At 40.5% G+C, this 16,663-nt stretch carries 19 protein-coding genes; 15 read left to right on the top strand and 4 right to left on the bottom strand.

The window, feature by feature from the left end:
* Nucleotides 1-117: 117 nt before the first annotated feature.
* The gene (locus SMIDD28_RS00915; protein ID WP_061424567.1) at nt 118-378 is read left to right on the top strand and encodes a SemiSWEET family transporter; all 261 of its coding nucleotides are present in this window, start codon (nt 118-120) and stop codon (nt 376-378) included.
* A 258-nt stretch (nt 379-636) separates the two neighbouring features.
* Nucleotides 637-1,581 (top strand): mannose-6-phosphate isomerase, class I, encoded by a 945-nt coding sequence (gene manA / locus SMIDD28_RS00910; RefSeq protein ID WP_061424004.1) that lies wholly within the window; start codon nt 637-639, stop codon nt 1,579-1,581.
* Nucleotides 1,582-1,621: 40 nt separating this feature from the next.
* Here the strand turns inward: manA and SMIDD28_RS00905 are convergent, their stop codons facing one another.
* A complete protein-coding gene (locus SMIDD28_RS00905; RefSeq protein WP_061424002.1) occupies nt 1,622-2,962 on the bottom strand; it encodes a sodium-dependent transporter in 1,341 nt (446 codons plus the stop codon).
* Between the two features lie 340 nt (nt 2,963-3,302).
* On the opposite strand from SMIDD28_RS00905, the gene SMIDD28_RS00900 reads away from it, so the two are divergent.
* Nucleotides 3,303-4,043, top strand: coding sequence for a MerR family transcriptional regulator (locus SMIDD28_RS00900; protein ID WP_061424000.1), 741 nt, complete (start codon nt 3,303-3,305; stop codon nt 4,041-4,043).
* Between the two features lie 41 nt (nt 4,044-4,084).
* Here SMIDD28_RS00900 and SMIDD28_RS00895 read toward each other — a convergent pair whose 3' ends face one another.
* The 3 genes from SMIDD28_RS00895 to SMIDD28_RS00885 are packed head-to-tail and all read right to left on the bottom strand — an operon-like array spanning nt 4,085 to nt 6,730.
* The gene (locus SMIDD28_RS00895) at nt 4,085-4,606 is read right to left on the bottom strand and encodes a DUF1697 domain-containing protein (protein WP_061423998.1); all 522 of its coding nucleotides are present in this window, start codon (nt 4,604-4,606) and stop codon (nt 4,085-4,087) included.
* A 48-nt stretch (nt 4,607-4,654) separates the two neighbouring features.
* On the bottom strand, nt 4,655-5,827 hold the full coding sequence (locus SMIDD28_RS00890; RefSeq protein ID WP_061423996.1) for an aminoacetone oxidase: 1,173 nt from the start codon (nt 5,825-5,827) through the stop codon (nt 4,655-4,657).
* 57 nt (nt 5,828-5,884) lie between these two features.
* A complete protein-coding gene (locus tag SMIDD28_RS00885) occupies nt 5,885-6,730 on the bottom strand; it encodes a DegV family protein (protein ID WP_061423994.1) in 846 nt (281 codons plus the stop codon).
* Between the two features lie 124 nt (nt 6,731-6,854).
* On the opposite strand from SMIDD28_RS00885, the gene SMIDD28_RS00880 reads away from it, so the two are divergent.
* The 12 genes from SMIDD28_RS00880 (at nt 6,855) to prfB (ending at nt 16,656) form a co-directional block, all read left to right on the top strand.
* Nucleotides 6,855-7,412 carry a TetR/AcrR family transcriptional regulator gene (locus tag SMIDD28_RS00880; protein WP_061423992.1) on the top strand — a complete coding sequence of 186 codons (558 nt, stop codon included), beginning with the start codon at nt 6,855-6,857 and terminating at the stop codon, nt 7,410-7,412.
* Nucleotides 7,413-7,430: 18 nt separating this feature from the next.
* Nucleotides 7,431-7,898 (top strand): deoxycytidylate deaminase, encoded by a 468-nt coding sequence (locus SMIDD28_RS00875; protein ID WP_000136974.1) that lies wholly within the window; start codon nt 7,431-7,433, stop codon nt 7,896-7,898.
* Between the two features lie 88 nt (nt 7,899-7,986).
* The gene (gene upp / locus SMIDD28_RS00870) at nt 7,987-8,616 is read left to right on the top strand and encodes a uracil phosphoribosyltransferase (RefSeq protein ID WP_000515974.1); all 630 of its coding nucleotides are present in this window, start codon (nt 7,987-7,989) and stop codon (nt 8,614-8,616) included.
* 173 nt (nt 8,617-8,789) lie between these two features.
* The gene (gene clpP, locus SMIDD28_RS00865) at nt 8,790-9,380 is read left to right on the top strand and encodes an ATP-dependent Clp protease proteolytic subunit ClpP (protein WP_000613475.1); all 591 of its coding nucleotides are present in this window, start codon (nt 8,790-8,792) and stop codon (nt 9,378-9,380) included.
* A gap of 78 nt (nt 9,381-9,458) precedes the next feature.
* Nucleotides 9,459-9,734, top strand: a complete 276-nt coding sequence (locus SMIDD28_RS00860) for a YlbG family protein (RefSeq protein WP_061423990.1) — start codon at nt 9,459-9,461, stop codon at nt 9,732-9,734.
* Nucleotides 9,735-9,812: 78 nt separating this feature from the next.
* A complete protein-coding gene (locus SMIDD28_RS00855) occupies nt 9,813-10,973 on the top strand; it encodes an ABC transporter substrate-binding protein (RefSeq protein WP_033689034.1) in 1,161 nt (386 codons plus the stop codon).
* Nucleotides 10,974-11,088: 115 nt separating this feature from the next.
* Nucleotides 11,089-11,958 carry a branched-chain amino acid ABC transporter permease gene (locus SMIDD28_RS00850; RefSeq protein ID WP_000941427.1) on the top strand — a complete coding sequence of 290 codons (870 nt, stop codon included), beginning with the start codon at nt 11,089-11,091 and terminating at the stop codon, nt 11,956-11,958.
* 3 nt (nt 11,959-11,961) lie between these two features.
* Complete coding sequence (locus SMIDD28_RS00845; RefSeq protein WP_000662286.1) at nt 11,962-12,918, top strand: branched-chain amino acid ABC transporter permease; 957 nt, start codon at nt 11,962-11,964, stop codon at nt 12,916-12,918.
* The gene (locus tag SMIDD28_RS00840; protein WP_050280380.1) at nt 12,918-13,682 is read left to right on the top strand and encodes an ABC transporter ATP-binding protein; all 765 of its coding nucleotides are present in this window, start codon (nt 12,918-12,920) and stop codon (nt 13,680-13,682) included. Before SMIDD28_RS00845 ends, SMIDD28_RS00840 begins: the two co-directional genes overlap by 1 nt.
* Nucleotides 13,682-14,392 (top strand): ABC transporter ATP-binding protein, encoded by a 711-nt coding sequence (locus tag SMIDD28_RS00835; protein WP_000062200.1) that lies wholly within the window; start codon nt 13,682-13,684, stop codon nt 14,390-14,392. The genes SMIDD28_RS00840 and SMIDD28_RS00835 overlap by 1 nt, the downstream gene beginning before the upstream one ends.
* Before the next feature lie 415 nt (nt 14,393-14,807).
* Nucleotides 14,808-15,464, top strand: a complete 657-nt coding sequence (locus SMIDD28_RS00830) for a CBS domain-containing protein (protein WP_061423988.1) — start codon at nt 14,808-14,810, stop codon at nt 15,462-15,464.
* 96 nt (nt 15,465-15,560) lie between these two features.
* Nucleotides 15,561-16,656 (top strand): peptide chain release factor 2 gene (gene prfB, locus SMIDD28_RS00820; protein WP_155719301.1). Its coding sequence is split into 2 segments (ribosomal slippage): nt 15,561-15,632 and nt 15,634-16,656, totalling 1,095 coding nucleotides; the frame shifts between segments, so codons are not numbered across the junction.
* The last annotated feature ends 7 nt before the right edge of the window (nt 16,657-16,663 follow it).

The following is a 16,663-nucleotide window of genomic DNA, read 5'->3' as shown; positions in this document are numbered from 1 at the left end:
TTTCTTATCACAAGATTGTGATAGTTTATATTTTTATAACAAAACTCTCAAACTCTTGCTTGTTTTTGCATCATATTATAAAATAAAAATCATAAAAGAATAAAAGAGGTTTTGAAAATATCCGAAAAACAAATGAAAGTTTTGGGTTGGGTAGCGACTTTCATGTCTGTTATGATGTATGTGTCTTACTTCCCACAAATCATGAATAATCTAGCTGGTCAAAAAGGAAATTTCATCCAGCCCTTGGTTGCTATCATCAACTGTAGTCTCTGGGTTTACTACGGTCTTTTCAAGAAAGAAAGAGATATTCCCTTTGCTGCTGCCAATGCTCTAGGTATCGTTTTTGGCCTTGTGACGGCTATTACAGCTTTGATTTAAAAAGAAGACTGGTTTCAGTTTTGTTCGTTTATGAAAATAGATGCTTCATTAAAGTAATTTTTGAATGAGAGTTGAGGGAAGAAGTCCAGTGACAGCTAGCTTTACGAGAGTCTTTTATGTTCGTCTCTATCAAAGAAAAAAGTATATCGTTACTATTTTTATAAAATCTTCTCCCTACTTTATAATATGTGAAAAAGAGTTCAATTAGATGGAGCTTTTTGCTATAATGAGGGGAGAAAAATCAGACAGGAGATCGACATGTCAGAACCATTATTTTTACAATCAGTTATGCAAGAAAAAATCTGGGGTGGTACCAAGCTACGTGATGAGTTTGGCTACGACATCCCAAGTGAAAAAATCGGAGAATACTGGGCCATCTCAGCCCATCCAAATGGAGTCTCTAAAGTTGCCAATGGTCGCTTTGAAGGAACAGATCTTGCTACTTTGTATGCGGAACACCGTGAATTGTTTGGCAATCGTCCCGAGCCTGTATTTCCGCTTTTGACCAAAATCCTCGATGCCAACGACTGGCTCAGTGTCCAAGTTCACCCAGATGATGCTTATGGACTCGAGCATGAAGGCGAACTTGGAAAAACAGAATGCTGGTACATTATCGCAGCGGATGAAGGTTCAGAGATTATCTACGGTCACAATGCCAAGTCAAAAGAAGAACTCCGTCAGCAAATCGAAGACAAAAACTGGGATGCCTTGCTGACCAAAGTACCTGTTAAGGCTGGAGATTTCTTCTATGTACCAAGTGGCACCATGCATGCTATCGGTGCAGGTATCTTGATTCTTGAAACCCAACAATCTAGTGACACCACCTATCGCGTCTATGACTTTGACCGTAAGGATGATAATGGTAACTTGCGTGAACTTCACCTTGAAAAATCCATTGATGTATTAAACATTGGTGAGCCTGCAAATAGCCGTCCTGTAACTGTTAAAGCAGATCATTTGAGTTCCACTCTCCTTGTATCTAATGATTTCTTTGCAGTTTACAAGTGGGAAATTACTGGAAAAGTTGACTTCGAAAAGACAGCTGATTATAGCTTGTTTAGTGTCTTAGCTGGTCAAGGTCAGCTAACTGTTGACGTAAAAAACTATCCAATCCAAAAAGGCAGCCACTTTATCCTACCAAGTGATGTTGAAGCTTGGACTCTGGAAGGGCAAGGTTTGGAATTGATTGTTAGCCATCCATAAAAAAGAAAGGGCCTGAGTTCACTACTCAAGTCCTTTTTGATTACATAAATTGGGCGATGAAGACCACGATGATGATGATTGGAATGATGAAACGAAGAAGGAAGAGCCAGACTTGGAACAGTCCTTGTTTCCACGCTGTTTCATCGAGATGGAGTTCCTCCATTGCAAGTGTCTTCTTAAAGATGTAGCCAGTAAAGAGTGAAAGGCAGAGAGCTCCAAATGGCATAAGAAGATTAGAAACCAAGAAATCCATAGCATCAAAGAAGGTCTTCCCAAAAATGTGAACATCCACCATGACACCATAAGACAGGGCTGAAGGAATTCCAAAGACAAAGGTCAAGATTCCTAAAATCACACTCCATTTAGCACGCTTACTGTTGTCCTGATTAGTGATATTACCCACATTGATTTCCAGCATAACGACGGAAGAAGTGACTGTCGCAAAGAGGAAGAGCAAGAGGAAGAGGATGTAGAAAATGGTTCCAAAAGGCATCTTGTCAAAGAGCTGAGGCAAGACGATAAAGAGCAAGCTTGGTCCCCCTTCAGACTGGATATTGAAGGCTGACATGGCTGGAAAGATGGCTAGACCTGCCATGATGGATACCGAGATATTCATGGCTACGATGGAAATCCCTGACTGGACCAGATTGGTTTTCTTATCCAAGTAAGAAGCATAGGTCAGCATGGCTGTAACCCCTAGTGAGAGGGCAAAGAAAGATTGTCCCAGAGCGTAGAGGAGACCAGCACTGGTCAGTTTTGAAAAGTCTGGTTTGAGGAAGTAGAGAACGCCTTCCATGGCATTTGGCAAACTGAGAGAACGACCGATGATGACGACAAAGATGATAAAGAGTAGGGGCATCATAACCTTAGAAGCTCTTTCAATTCCTTTTTGAACTCCACGTGATACAGTAAAGATATTCAACAGGATAAAGGCAGCTTGAGCTCCTAGGGCAATGACTGGATTTGAAATGATTGAAGTAAATAACTGAGCGTAATCACCCGTTCCACCAAGCTGGAACAATTTCCCAAACTCAATGCCTAGATAGACTAGAATCCAGCCGCCAATAACACTGTAGAAAGATAAGAGGATAAAGAGGGCAAAGGCACCAATCCAACCGATAAAGTTGTACTTGCTATTCTTGCCCAGTTTTCCAAAGGTTTTGATAGCTGAGACACCAGCACTTCGGCCGAGAGCAAATTCAGCCAGCAATAGGGGGAAACCGATTAGAATAGTGGAAATGAGAAAGACCAGTAAAAAGCCTCCTCCACCGTTAGCAGCAGTCATGTAGGGGAATTTCCAAACGGCACCAAGTCCGATGGCTGAGCCAGCAGACGCTAGGATAAAGCCCAGTTTAGAACCCCATTGCGATTTTTCAGACATAGTTAAACTCCTAAAATTAGTATTACAAAAGAAAAAGCTACTGCCCTTGGCAAATAGCCTCATCAGTACTCAAGATGAGCGTTTCTTTTGATTGATAGACTTGACTATCCTATCATGTTTTCTAAGGTCTGTCAAGAAAACCATTTTCATGTTATGATAAAGTAAAAAAATTTCGCAAAAACGCTTGACTCTGACCTAAGGGGAGGGGTTATACTATCAATGTAATACTCTTCGAAAATCTCTTCAAACCACGTCAGCTTCGCCTTACCGTACTCAAGTACAGCCTGCGGCTAGCTTCCTAGTTTGCTCTTTGATTTTCATTGAGTATAAGGAGGAAATAATGTACCATATAAAAGAAGCTGCCCAGCTTTCAGGTGTCTCTGTCAAGACCCTGCACCACTACGATAAGATAGGACTTTTGGTTCCTTTAAAATCGGAAAACGGCTATCGAACATACAGTCAGGAGGATTTGGAACGCCTTCAGGTCATTCTTTACTATAAATATCTAGGCTTTTCTTTAGAAAAAATAGCAGAGCTATTAAAGGAAGAAAGGACAGATTTATTGCCCCATCTGACCAGGCAGTTGGACTATTTGACTCGAGAAAGGGAACATCTGGATACTTTGATTTCAACCTTGCAAAAAACCATTCAAGAACAAAAAGGAGAAAGAGAAATGAGCATTCAAGAGAAATTTGCTGGATTTAACTACCAAGACCATCAAAAATACCACCACGAGGCGGTAGAGAAATATGGACAAGAAGTCATGGATCAAGCGCTCGAGCGCCAAAAAGGTCATGAAGACGAAGCTACGGCTGCCTTCAACCAAGTCTTTCGAGCCTTGTCACAAAATCTTCAAGCTGGTCTACCTGTAACAGCAGCCGAAAATCAAGAAGAAGCCGCTAAACTCTTGCAAGCCATCCGTACTTATGGATTTGACTGCTCTATTGAGGTATTTGGTTATATCGGTAAAGGCTACGTCTACAACCCAGAATTTAAGGAAAACATTGACAAATTTGGACCTGGGACAGCCCAGTACACTTCAGATGTCATTGCCCACTATGTCCAAACTCAGACAAAATAAAATCGGAGGAGTATTCTTCCGATTTTTGCTAAATTCAAGTACTACTTGCTTAATAATTTTTCTACCACATTTAGTTTTCGCATGGTCAAATCCACATTGAAAAGCTTTTCAAGATAGTTAGTACTGAGCTTTTTTCGTTTTGCAGTTCTAGGGAGATAGAGGTAGAGACAGTGGTTACCGACACAAATTTCTTCTTCGCTGTAATCAATTTTTAATTTTTCTAAAGGGAGACTTTGAATAGCTTCTTGATAAAAAATCACGTGTACACGGTCATAAAGATAGTGTTCTCCAAACGGATTTTCTTGGACAATGTTTTTAAAAATATCCTTATTCTTAATGATTATTTTGAGATCGGCTCCAATCTTTTCCTTTATTAGAGTATGAACCTGTTCTCGTATTTCTTCGAGAGCTAAGTTACTTTCAAGAATAATATTTCCACTTTGAATATAAGTTCGAACTTGTTGAAAACCAGCTTCTGTCAAGATATCTACTAGATAAGACATTTTAGGGATAGCATTTTTTCCATTAGGAGTAACTCCCCTTAACAAGATAATATGTTCCAAAGGACTTCCTTTCTTTTGGGGCGGATTGTTCCATTTAGTAATGTATATTTAGATTGGGTTTGATCCCGCCACCCAACCAGTGCAGAGGGCAGAAGTGATGTTAAAGCCACCAGTGTGGGCATTGATATCTAGTACCTCGCCAGCAAAGTGGAGTCCAGGTACCAGCTTACTTTCCAGAGTTTTAGGGTTGATTTCCTTAAGACTGACGCCTCCTTTTGTAACAAAGGATTTAGCTAAGGACATTTTACCAGTAACAGGAATTTTAAGTCCTTTGATGGACTGGAGAAGTTGTTCTTGTTCCTTTTCAGTCAACTGTTTGACTTTGTCAGGATATCCTTGCACAAAAAAATCTGCCAAACGTTCTGGAAGCAAAGTTTTTAAGGCATTTTTCAAGGATTTTTCCCGATTTTCTTCTAGAAATGCAACCAAGTCCTTCTCAGAAAGTTGAGGCAAAACATCTAGCGAGAGAACCTCCCCACCCTTGACAAAACTAGACATACGTAGGGCAACAGGACCAGACAAACCAAAGTGAGTAAAGAGCAAATCGTGAGTGATGACATGCTTGCCATAACTTAGGGTCACATCATCCAATGAAATTCCCTGCAAGGCCTTGTGTGGAAAATCTGTCAACAAAGGGCTTTCAGCGGCCTCAAGCTCGGTAATGGTGTGTTTAAAATGACGGGCAATCTCATGACCAAAACCAGTCGAACCAGTCGAAGGATAGGATTTCCCACCAGTTGTGACAAGCAATTTATCACAAGTGAAAGTTTGGTCTGTGGATTTAAGGACAAACTGATTTTCTACCTTTTTAACCGAAACAATTTCTGTTTGAGTAGCAACTTGACCACCTAGCTCAATGATTTTCTTTTCCAAGGCCTCGATAATAGTGCGAGACTTATCACTAGCAGGAAAGACGCGTCCGTGGTCCTCGACCTTAAGTTTAACCCCATTTTCAGTAAAAAAGTTAATGATATCATGGTTATCAAACTGGGAGAAGACACTGTAGAGAAATCGCCCATTTCCAGGGATTCCAGCTAGTAGGTCGTCTAGAGTTCCGTTGTTGGTTACATTACAGCGTCCCCCACCTGTCCCGGCTAATTTTTTTCCAAGTTTTCGATTTTTTTCGATGAGGAGGGTTTTCTGACCATAAAAGCTACTGGAAATCGTAGCCATCATGCCAGCAGGTCCCCCACCGATGACAATAGTATCAAAATGTTTCATAGCTCTATTGTACCACAAAAAACAAGAGATGATGGTCACCTCTTGTCAAGAATGCAATTAATCAATTTCATATCCCATCAGCAAACCACCATCTTCTGCATAGAAACTGCAGAGGCCAGAGGTTGGGAGAATTTTAATATCCGCCTGTGGGAAATTTTCACGGATTCGCTCTGAGAGTTGCTGACAACATTTCTCGTTATTGCGTTGGGCCATGACAATACGGCCACCAGCATATCCAGCTTTCACTAACTCTTCATATGCTGCCTGAATCGCTTTCTTTGGTCCTCTTGCTTTTTGTAGCAATTCGAGGGTTCCAGTTTCACTAGCTTCTCCGACCATGCGGATATTTAGAAGGCCAACGACCGTACCGATAAGCTTGCTCAAACGGCCGTTCTTCACCAAGTTATCGACTTTGGCTAGAACAAAGAGCAACTTGGTTTTTTCTTGATAGGCAGTGATAGCTTCAACCACTTCTTCAAAAGATAAGCCCTGGTCAATCAAATTATTTAATTTTTCTACGAGCAAGTCAACTTCCCCGCCAGCAGACAAACTATCAATCACATGAATCTTAGTGTCAGGATGGTCTTCCAGATAAATATTCTTTGCTAGTTGAGCACTATTGTGACTGCCAGAGAGAGTACCTGTGATGGTTACTAGGAAAATGTTTTTGGCTCCTTCAAATGCTCGCAAATAATCATCTGGGCTTGGACAAGCTGATTTTGAAGCTTCTGCAGTTGCATACATGGTTTCCATCATTTGGTCAATATCAAGATTGGCATCATCAACAAAGACCTGATCAGCTACTTGAATGGTTAAGGGGACGCTTACAAAGGTTGTGTCAATAGCTGGTTTTGCCAGTTGACGATAATCACAACCAGAGTCAGCAATAATCTTCCAAGTCATAGAAATTCTCCATCTTTGCCATTTATACATTGACAAAGGTTCTGTCTTTTTTTACAATTATATCATGAAAGCCCTTGAAACAAAAGCCTCATCCGTCTGTTGTGACAAGTAGAAAGAAAATGTTATGTCTAAACGTAGAATCTCTGAAAAATCTCTTGAAAATCTCAGAAAATCAAACCAAGAATCCAATTTATTAACTAGAGAAGCGATTGAAACAGCTCTCTTGCAGCTCTTGGAAAAAAAGGACTTGACCAAGATTAGTATTTCTGAATTGGTCAAACGTGCAGGAGTTTCGCGTGCGGCCTTTTATCGCAATTATGATTCCAAAGAGGAGATTTTAGAGAGCGTCTTTAAACGGAGTGTCCACAACATCATGGAACAGCTGCACCATTATGATTTAAAGACAGACCTTTATCTGGTATGGGTTCACCTTTTCCGCGAGGCAAGAAAGGAAGCCAGAGTGATTCAATTGGCCTTAGATTACCATTTGGAAAAAATCTTTGTCCAAGCCATGCAGGAATTTCTAGAAAAATACCATGGAAAATCAAAAGGTGTCAGCTCTTATCTTCATTCCTTTTGGAGCTCAGCCATCGTCTCAGTCCTTTTAAAATGGATCAAGGATGGCATGAAGGTACCAGCTGAAAAGATTGCGGATTTACGTTTACCATTTTTTAAAAAATAGAGAAAAAGGAGAAAAGAGATGACTGAAAAAAGACTAGCCTGGGATGAGTATTTTGCAGCCCAAGCCCTACTAATTGCCAATCGTTCCACTTGTAAACGTGCCAAAGTGGGCGCGATTCTGGTAAAGGATAATAAGGTAATTTCCACTGGTTACAATGGTTCGGTGTCAGGGACTGAGCATTGTATTGACCACGAATGTCTGGTCATTGAAGGACACTGTGTTCGCACCCTTCACGCTGAGGTCAATGCTATCCTGCAAGGTGCTGAACGTGGTGTTCCTAAAGGCTTTACAGCCTATGTGACCCATTTTCCTTGTCTGAACTGTACAAAACAATTGCTTCAGGTCGGCTGCAAGCGCGTGGTTTATATTAACCAGTACCGAATGGACGACTATGCTCAATACCTTTATCAAGAAAAGGGAACAGAATTGACCCATTTACCACTTGAGACCGTACAGGAAGCTCTTAAAGAAGCAGATCTAATGTAAAAATTATCCAAAATAAATGGTTTAGAAAGATTTTTAAACCGTTTTTTGGTATAATAAGAAGAATAAATTGAAAGAAGGAATTCCAAAAATGGGAAAAATTGAAGTTATTAATCATCCACTGATTCAACACAAATTGTCAATCTTGCGTCGTACAGATACTTCTACAAAAGCTTTTCGTGAGCTAGTAGATGAGATTGCAATGTTGATGGGGTATGAAGTACTTCGTGATCTTCCACTAGAAGATGTGGAAATCGAAACACCAATCACAAAAACAGTTCAAAAACAATTGGCAGGTAAGAAATTGGCCATCGTTCCAATCTTGCGTGCAGGTATCGGGATGGTTGATGGACTCTTGAGCTTGGTTCCAGCTGCTAAGGTTGGTCACATCGGTATGTACCGTGATGAAGAAACGCTTCAACCAGTTGAATACTTGGTAAAATTACCTGAGGATATTGACCAACGTCAAATTTTTGTAGTAGACCCAATGTTGGCAACAGGTGGATCAGCAATCTTAGCTGTTGATTCTCTTAAAAAACGTGGTGCATCAAATATCAAATTTGTCTGCCTTGTATCAGCACCAGAAGGTGTAAAAGCCCTTCAAGAAGCTCATCCAGATGTAGAAATCTTTACAGCAGCCTTGGATGAACGCTTGAACGAACACGGTTATATTGTTCCAGGTCTTGGAGATGCTGGAGACCGCTTGTTCGGTACAAAATAAGATCGAAAAGAAGATTGACTTGGAAAAGAAGTTCCAGTCACGAAAGGAGGTTGAGTTTTTGTTTCTGTCTAATGAAAACAGAGCAAAAATTTGACCTTTTTTGACCTAGATATTATAATAGTCTTATCTTCAGTCATTTGACAAACAAAAATAAAACTCAAAAGGAGAAATGAATGATTCCTGTAGTTATTGAACAAACAAGCCGTGGAGAACGTTCCTACGATATTTACTCACGTCTTCTAAAAGACCGCATCATTATGCTGACAGGTCCGGTTGAAGACAATATGGCTAATTCTGTTATTGCCCAATTGCTTTTCTTGGATGCCCAAGATAGTACAAAAGATATTTACCTTTATGTCAATACACCTGGTGGTTCCGTTTCAGCTGGTTTGGCAATCGTTGATACCATGAACTTTATCAAGGCAGATGTCCAAACCATCGTAATGGGAATGGCTGCATCTATGGGAACAGTCATCGCATCAAGTGGAGCAAAAGGCAAACGTTTCATGCTTCCAAATGCAGAGTATATGATTCACCAACCAATGGGTGGTACAGGTGGTGGTACTCAACAAACTGATATGGCGATCGCTGCAGAACACTTGCTTAAAACTCGTAATACCTTGGAAAAAATCTTGGCTGAAAATTCAGGTCAGTCAATCGAAAAAGTCCATGCAGATGCAGAACGCGATAACTGGATGAGTGCCCAAGAAACACTCGAATATGGCTTTATTGATGAAATCATGGCTAACAATTCATTGAACTAATGATCAAAAAAGGCAAACTCGACTGGGTTTGCTTTTTTTGGTATAATAAGGGGAGATTTCTTAGAAAGAGGATTTACCATGTTTGAAAAAGTCAATCGATCTGGCTTGATTATCTATCTTTACTATAACCGTGATGCAAAAAAGCTGCAGGATTATGGAGATATTACCTATCATTCCAAGAAACATCGTTACTTACAACTCTATGTTCCAACTCAAGAAGTGGAGCAATTGATTGGGCACTTGAGCAAGGAAAAATTTATTAAAAAAGTTAGAGTTTGTCATATCCAAGAGTTGGAAACACCCTTTGTGGGCAATCTTTATCGAGAGGAAAACGTTATCATCGAAAAAATTTAAGAAAAGTGTTGACAATTTTCTGATAATTCGGTATATTCTTAACATGCTATTTATTTAAGAAATAAGGAGACAAAAAAGATGAAGAAAAAATTTGCCCTATCGTTTGTGGCGCTTGCAAGTGTAGCACTTCTTGCAGCCTGTGGAGAAGTGAAGTCCGGAGCGTCAAACGCTGCTGGTAACTCAGTAGATGAAAAGACAATCAAAATCGGATTTAACTTCGAGGAAACTGGTGCCGTAGCTGCCTACGGAACATCTGAACAAAAAGGTGCCCAACTTGCTGTTGATGAAATCAATGCTGCAGGTGGTATCGATGGAAAACAAATCGAAGTAGTCGATAAAGATAACAAGTCTGAAACAGCAGAGGCTGCTTCAGTAACAACTAACCTTGTAACCCAATCTAAAGTATCAGCAATCGTAGGACCTGCGACATCTGGTGCAACTGCAGCTGCGGTAGCTAACGCTACAAAAGCAGGTGTTCCATTAATCTCACCAAGTGCGACTCAAGATGGATTGACTAAAGGTCAAGATTACCTCTTTGTCGGAACTTTCCAAGATAGCTTCCAAGGAAAAATTATCTCAAACTATGTATCTGAAAAATTAAACGCTAAAAAAGTCGTTCTTTACACTGATAATGCCAGCGACTATGCTAAAGGTATTGCCAAATCCTTCCGCGAGTCATATAAAGGTGAAATCGTTGCAGATGAAACTTTCGTAGCGGGTGATACAGACTTCCAAGCAGCCCTTACAAAAATGAAAGAGAAAGACTTTGATGCCATCATCGTCCCTGGTTACTACACTGAAGCTGGTAAAATTGTAAACCAAGCGCGTGGTATGGGAATTGACAAACCAATCGTTGGAGGCGATGGATTTAACGGTGAAGAGTTTGTACAACAAGCAACTGCTGAAAAAGCATCAAACATCTACTTTATCTCAGGCTTCTCAACTACTGTAGAAGTTTCAGCTAAAGCAAAAGCTTTCCTTGATGCTTACCGTGCTAAGTACAATGAAGAGCCTTCAACATTTGCAGCCTTGGCTTATGACTCAGTTAACCTTGTAGCAAACGCAGCAAAAGGTGCTAAAAACTCTGGTGAAATCAAGGATAACCTTGCTAAAACAAAAGATTTTGAAGGTGTAACTGGTCAAACAAGCTTTGATGCAGACCACAACACAGTCAAAACTGCTTACATGATGACCATGAACAATGGTAAGGTTGAAGCAGCAGAAGTTGTAAAACCATAATAGAAAATGTTGAAATAGGGAATGAGACTCGGACTCACTCCCTGTTTCGATGTTTAAGAACCTATCAAAAAGTGAGGGAAAACCCTCGGAATTATAAATAGAAAGAGTGAATCTTATGCTCCAACAACTAGTAAATGGTTTGATTCTAGGTAGTGTATACGCGCTTTTAGCCCTAGGGTATACCATGGTTTATGGAATTATCAAGCTCATCAACTTCGCCCACGGTGATATTTATATGATGGGAGCCTTTATCGGTTATTTCTTGATTAATTCTTTCCAAATGAATTTCTTTGTAGCGCTTATTGTAGCTATGCTAGCGACAGCTATTCTTGGTGTCGTGATTGAGTTCCTTGCTTACCGACCTTTGCGTCACTCTACGCGTATTGCTGTTTTGATTACGGCTATTGGGGTTTCTTTCCTATTGGAGTATGGGATGGTCTATCTGGTTGGTGCTAATACTCGTGCTTTCCCTCAAGCGATTCAAACAGTTCGCTATGATTTGGGACCAGTTAGCCTAACAAATGTGCAGTTAATGATTTTGGCCATTTCCTTGATTTTGATGATTTTGTTACAAGTCATTGTCCAAAAAACAAAGATGGGGAAAGCCATGCGTGCTGTATCTGTAGATAGCGATGCAGCGCAATTGATGGGGATCAATGTAAATCGTACTATCAGCTTTACCTTTGCTTTAGGTTCAGCTCTTGCGGGTGCGGCTGGTGTTCTGATTGCCCTCTATTATAACTCTCTTGAGCCTTTGATGGGGGTTACTCCAGGTCTTAAGTCTTTCGTTGCCGCGGTACTTGGTGGTATCGGAATCATTCCTGGTGCGGCTCTGGGTGGTTTTGTGATTGGTCTATTGGAAACCTTTGCGACAGCCTTTGGAATGTCAGACTTCCGTGATGCCATTGTTTATGGAATCTTGTTGTTGATCTTGATTGTCCGCCCAGCTGGTATCCTTGGTAAAAATGTGAAAGAGAAGGTGTAAACGATGAAGGAAAATTTAAAAGTTAATATTCTATGGTTACTCCTTTTGTTAGCTGGCTATGGCTTGATTAGTGTACTGGTTTCAGTCGGAGTACTCAACCTATTCTATGTACAGATTTTACAACAAATTGGAATTAATATTATTCTGGCTGTTGGTCTCAACTTAATCGTTGGTTTTTCAGGACAATTTTCACTTGGTCATGCTGGTTTCATGGCGATTGGTGCCTATGCCGCTGCTATTATTGGATCTAAATCACCAACCTACGGTGCCTTCTTTGGAGCCATGCTGATAGGTGCTTTGCTTTCAGGGGCAGTTGCCTTGCTTGTCGGAATTCCAACCTTACGCTTGAAGGGGGACTATCTTGCGGTAGCGACTCTAGGTGTTTCTGAAATTATCCGTATCTTTATCATCAATGGTGGAAGCCTTACAAATGGTGCGGCAGGTATCTTGGGAATTCCTAACTTTACAACTTGGCAAATGGTTTACTTCTTTGTCGTGATTACAACCATTGCAACCTTGAACTTCTTGCGTAGTCCAATTGGACGTTCAACCCTATCCGTTCGTGAGGATGAAATCGCTGCTGAGTCAGTTGGGGTTAATACGACTAAAATTAAAATCATCGCCTTTGTCTTTGGTGCCATTACTGCAAGTATTGCAGGGTCACTTCAGGCAGGATTTATCGGGTCTGTTGTACCGAAAGATTACACATTCATTAACTCAATCAACGTATTGATTATTGTTGTATTTGGTGGACTTGGTTCCATTACAGGTGCCATCGTTTCAGCTATTGTTCTTGGAATTTTGAATATGCTTCTCCAAGATGTTGCTAGCGTACGTATGATCATCTACGCTTTGGCCTTGGTCTTGGTAATGATTTTCAGACCAGGTGGACTTCTTGGAACATGGGAATTGAGCCTATCACGTTTCTTTAAAAAATCTAAGAAGGAGGAACAAAACTAATGGCATTACTTGAAGTAAAACAGTTAACCAAACATTTTGGCGGTCTAACAGCTGTTGGAGATGTGACTCTTGAATTGAACGAAGGGGAACTGGTTGGACTAATCGGTCCAAATGGAGCTGGGAAAACCACCCTTTTCAACCTCTTGACGGGTGTTTATGAACCAAGTGAGGGAACAGTAACACTAGATGGTCACCTTTTGAATGGAAAGTCACCTTATAAGATTGCTTCTTTGGGACTTGGACGTACATTCCAAAATATCCGTCTCTTTAAAGATTTAACAGTTTTGGACAATGTTTTGATTGCTTTTGGCAACCATCACAAACAACATGTTTTTGCTAGTTTTTTGCGCTTACCAGCTTTTTACAAGAGTGAAAAAGAATTAAAGGCTAAGGCTTTGGAATTGTTGAAAATCTTTGATTTAGATGGTGATGCAGAGACTCTTGCTAAAAATCTTGCCTACGGACAACAACGTCGTTTGGAAATTGTTCGTGCCCTTGCTACGGAACCTAAAATTCTCTTTTTAGATGAACCAGCCGCAGGTATGAATCCGCAGGAAACAGCAGAATTGACTGAGTTAATTCGTCGCATCAAAGATGAATTTAAGATTACGATCATGCTGATTGAACATGATATGAATCTGGTCATGGAAGTAACAGAACGTATCTACGTACTTGAATATGGCCGTTTGATTGCCCAAGGAACTCCAGACGAAATTAAGATCAATAAACGAGTTATCGAAGCTTATCTAGGAGGTGAAGCCTAATGTCTATGTTAAAAGTTGATAATCTTTCTGTGCATTACGGCATGATCCAAGCAGTCCGTGATGTAAGCTTTGAAGTGAATGAAGGAGAAGTTGTTTCCCTTATCGGTGCCAATGGTGCAGGTAAGACAACCATTCTCCGTACCTTGTCTGGTTTGGTTAGACCAAGTTCTGGAAAGATTGAATTTTTAGGTCAAGAAATCCAAAAAATGCCGGCTCAGAAAATCGTAGCAGGTGGGCTTTCACAAGTACCAGAAGGACGCCATGTCTTCCCTGGCTTGACTGTTATGGAAAATCTTGAAATGGGAGCTTTCTTAAAGAAAAACCGTGAAGAAAATCAAGCTAACTTGAAGAAGGTTTTCTCACGTTTCCCACGTCTTGAAGAACGGAAGAACCAGGATGCAGCCACTCTTTCAGGAGGAGAACAACAAATGCTTGCCATGGGACGCGCTCTTATGTCAACACCAAAACTTCTTCTTTTAGATGAACCATCAATGGGACTTGCCCCAATCTTTATCCAAGAGATTTTTGATATCATTCAAGATATTCAGAAGCAAGGAACAACCGTCCTCTTGATTGAACAAAATGCCAATAAGGCACTCGCAATCTCTGACCGAGGATATGTACTGGAAACAGGGAAAATCGTCCTATCAGGAACAGGAAAAGAACTCGCCTCATCAGAAGAAGTCAGAAAAGCATATCTAGGTGGCTAAAAAGGTCCGGGGGACCTTTTTAGTCGGCAGATAGAGATTGCGAAGCAATCATCAGAATCCAGTGGATTGTTTTAGTCGGTGGATGAGGATTACGAAGTAATCATCATTATAGTCCGGGGGACCTTTTTAGTCGGTGGATAGAGATTGCGAAGCAATCTTCGCATAGTCTGGGAGACTAGTTTAGGTTTCGGATAGAGAGTGTGAAGCAATTCTCATCTGCACTGGAAGGTTAGCTTCTGATAATTGAAATAAAATTGAATGAAGTGTACCTACCCTTCATTCACAGAGCTCAATTTCAGAGCTCTTTTTACTAACTTATTTATGCTTTTCTGAATTTTGAAAAAGAAATGTAAGCGTTTGATAGATTTACAAAAAGATTGTATAATAGGGATAAGAATAGAAAAGGAGAAGTATCATGGCAGTTAAAGATTTTATGACCCGCAAGGTAGTTTATATTAGTCCAGATACAACAGTATCTCATGCAGCAGATTTGATGAGAGAGCAAGGGTTGCACCGCTTGCCTGTTATCGAAAATGATCAATTGGTTGGTTTGGTGACTGAGGGAACCATTGCCCAAGCTAGTCCATCCAAGGCAACAAGTCTTTCTATCTATGAGATGAATTATCTTCTGAATAAGACAAAAGTAAAAGATGTCATGATTCGCGATGTTGTCACTGTTTCAGGCTATGCGAGTCTAGAGGATGCAACTTATCTGATGTTGAAAAACAAGATTGGTATTCTTCCTGTCGTAGATAATCATCAAGTATACGGAGTTATTACGGACCGTGACGTTTTCCAAGCCTTTCTTGAAATTGCTGGTTATGGAGAAGAAGGAATTCGTGTGCGCTTTGTTACAGAAGATGAAGTTGGTGTCCTCGGAAAGATTGTTTCTTTGATTGCAGAAGAAAATTTGAATATCTCTCATACAGTAAATATTCCGCGTAAAGATGGTAAGGTGATTATCGAAGTTCAAATCGAGGGATCAATTGATTTACCAGCCTTGAAAGAAAAATTTGAATCAGAGAATATTCAAGTAGAAGAGATCACTCGTACTTCAGCAAAAGTCTTGTAAGAAGGGAAGCCGAAAGGCTTCTTTTTTCATTAGAGCAAAAGATGGAAAGAAATGATAAAATATGCTATAATGAAACGATGTAAAAAAGGAGTATTTATGGACATTTCAGTAATTCGTCAGAAAATTGACGTAAATCGTGAAAAATTAGCTTCTTTCAGGGGGTCTCTTTGACCTCGAAGGTCTAGAGGAAGAGATTGCCATCTTGGAAAATAAGATGACAGAACCTGATTTTTGGAACGATAATATCGCGGCCCAAAAAACGTCGCAAGAATTAAATGAATTAAAAAACACTTACAATACCTTCCATAAGATGGAAGAGTTGCAGGATGAAGTTGAAATTTTATTGGACTTCTTAGAAGAAGACGATTCAGTGCATGATGAACTGGTCGAACAGTTATCAGAACTTGATAAGATGATGACCAGTTACGAGATGACCCTTCTCTTGTCAGAACCTTATGACCACAACAATGCCATATTGGAAATCCATCCAGGATCTGGTGGTACTGAGGCGCAGGACTGGGGGGATATGCTGCTTCGTATGTATACTCGTTATGGTAATGCTAAAGGCTTTAAAGTGGAAGTATTGGATTATCAAGCAGGTGATGAGGCTGGTATTAAGTCGGTAACCTTATCATTTGAAGGTCCTAATGCCTATGGCCTTCTCAAGTCAGAAATGGGTGTGCACCGTTTGGTGCGAATTTCGCCGTTCGACTCTGCCAAACGTCGCCATACCTCTTTCACATCTGTAGAAGTGATGCCTGAGTTGGACGATACCATTGAAGTGGAAATCCGGGAAGATGATATCAAGATGGATACCTTCCGTTCAGGTGGTGCTGGTGGACAAAACGTCAACAAGGTTTCAACAGGTGTGCGTTTGACCCACATTCCAACTGGAATTGTTGTCCAATCAACAGTGGATCGTACCCAGTATGGAAATAGAGATCGAGCTATGAAGATGTTGCAGGCTAAGCTCTATCAAATGGAGCAAGAGAAGAAAGCTGCGGAGGTAGATTCCCTCAAAGGTGAGAAAAAGGAAATCACATGGGGAAGCCAAATCCGTTCTTATGTTTTCACGCCATATACTATGGTAAAAGATCATCGAACTAGCTTTGAAGTTGCTCAGGTAGATAAGGTTATGGACGGAGACCTAGATGGTTTTATCGATGCCTACCTCAAGTGGCGAATCAGCTAAGAAAGAA

It is taken from the genome of Streptococcus mitis, from assembly GCF_001579045.1.
GTDB lineage: Bacteria > Bacillota > Bacilli > Lactobacillales > Streptococcaceae > Streptococcus > Streptococcus mitis_D.
The sequence above is the reverse complement of the archived record's forward strand: the minus strand, read 5'-3'. Positions and strand labels throughout refer to the sequence as shown.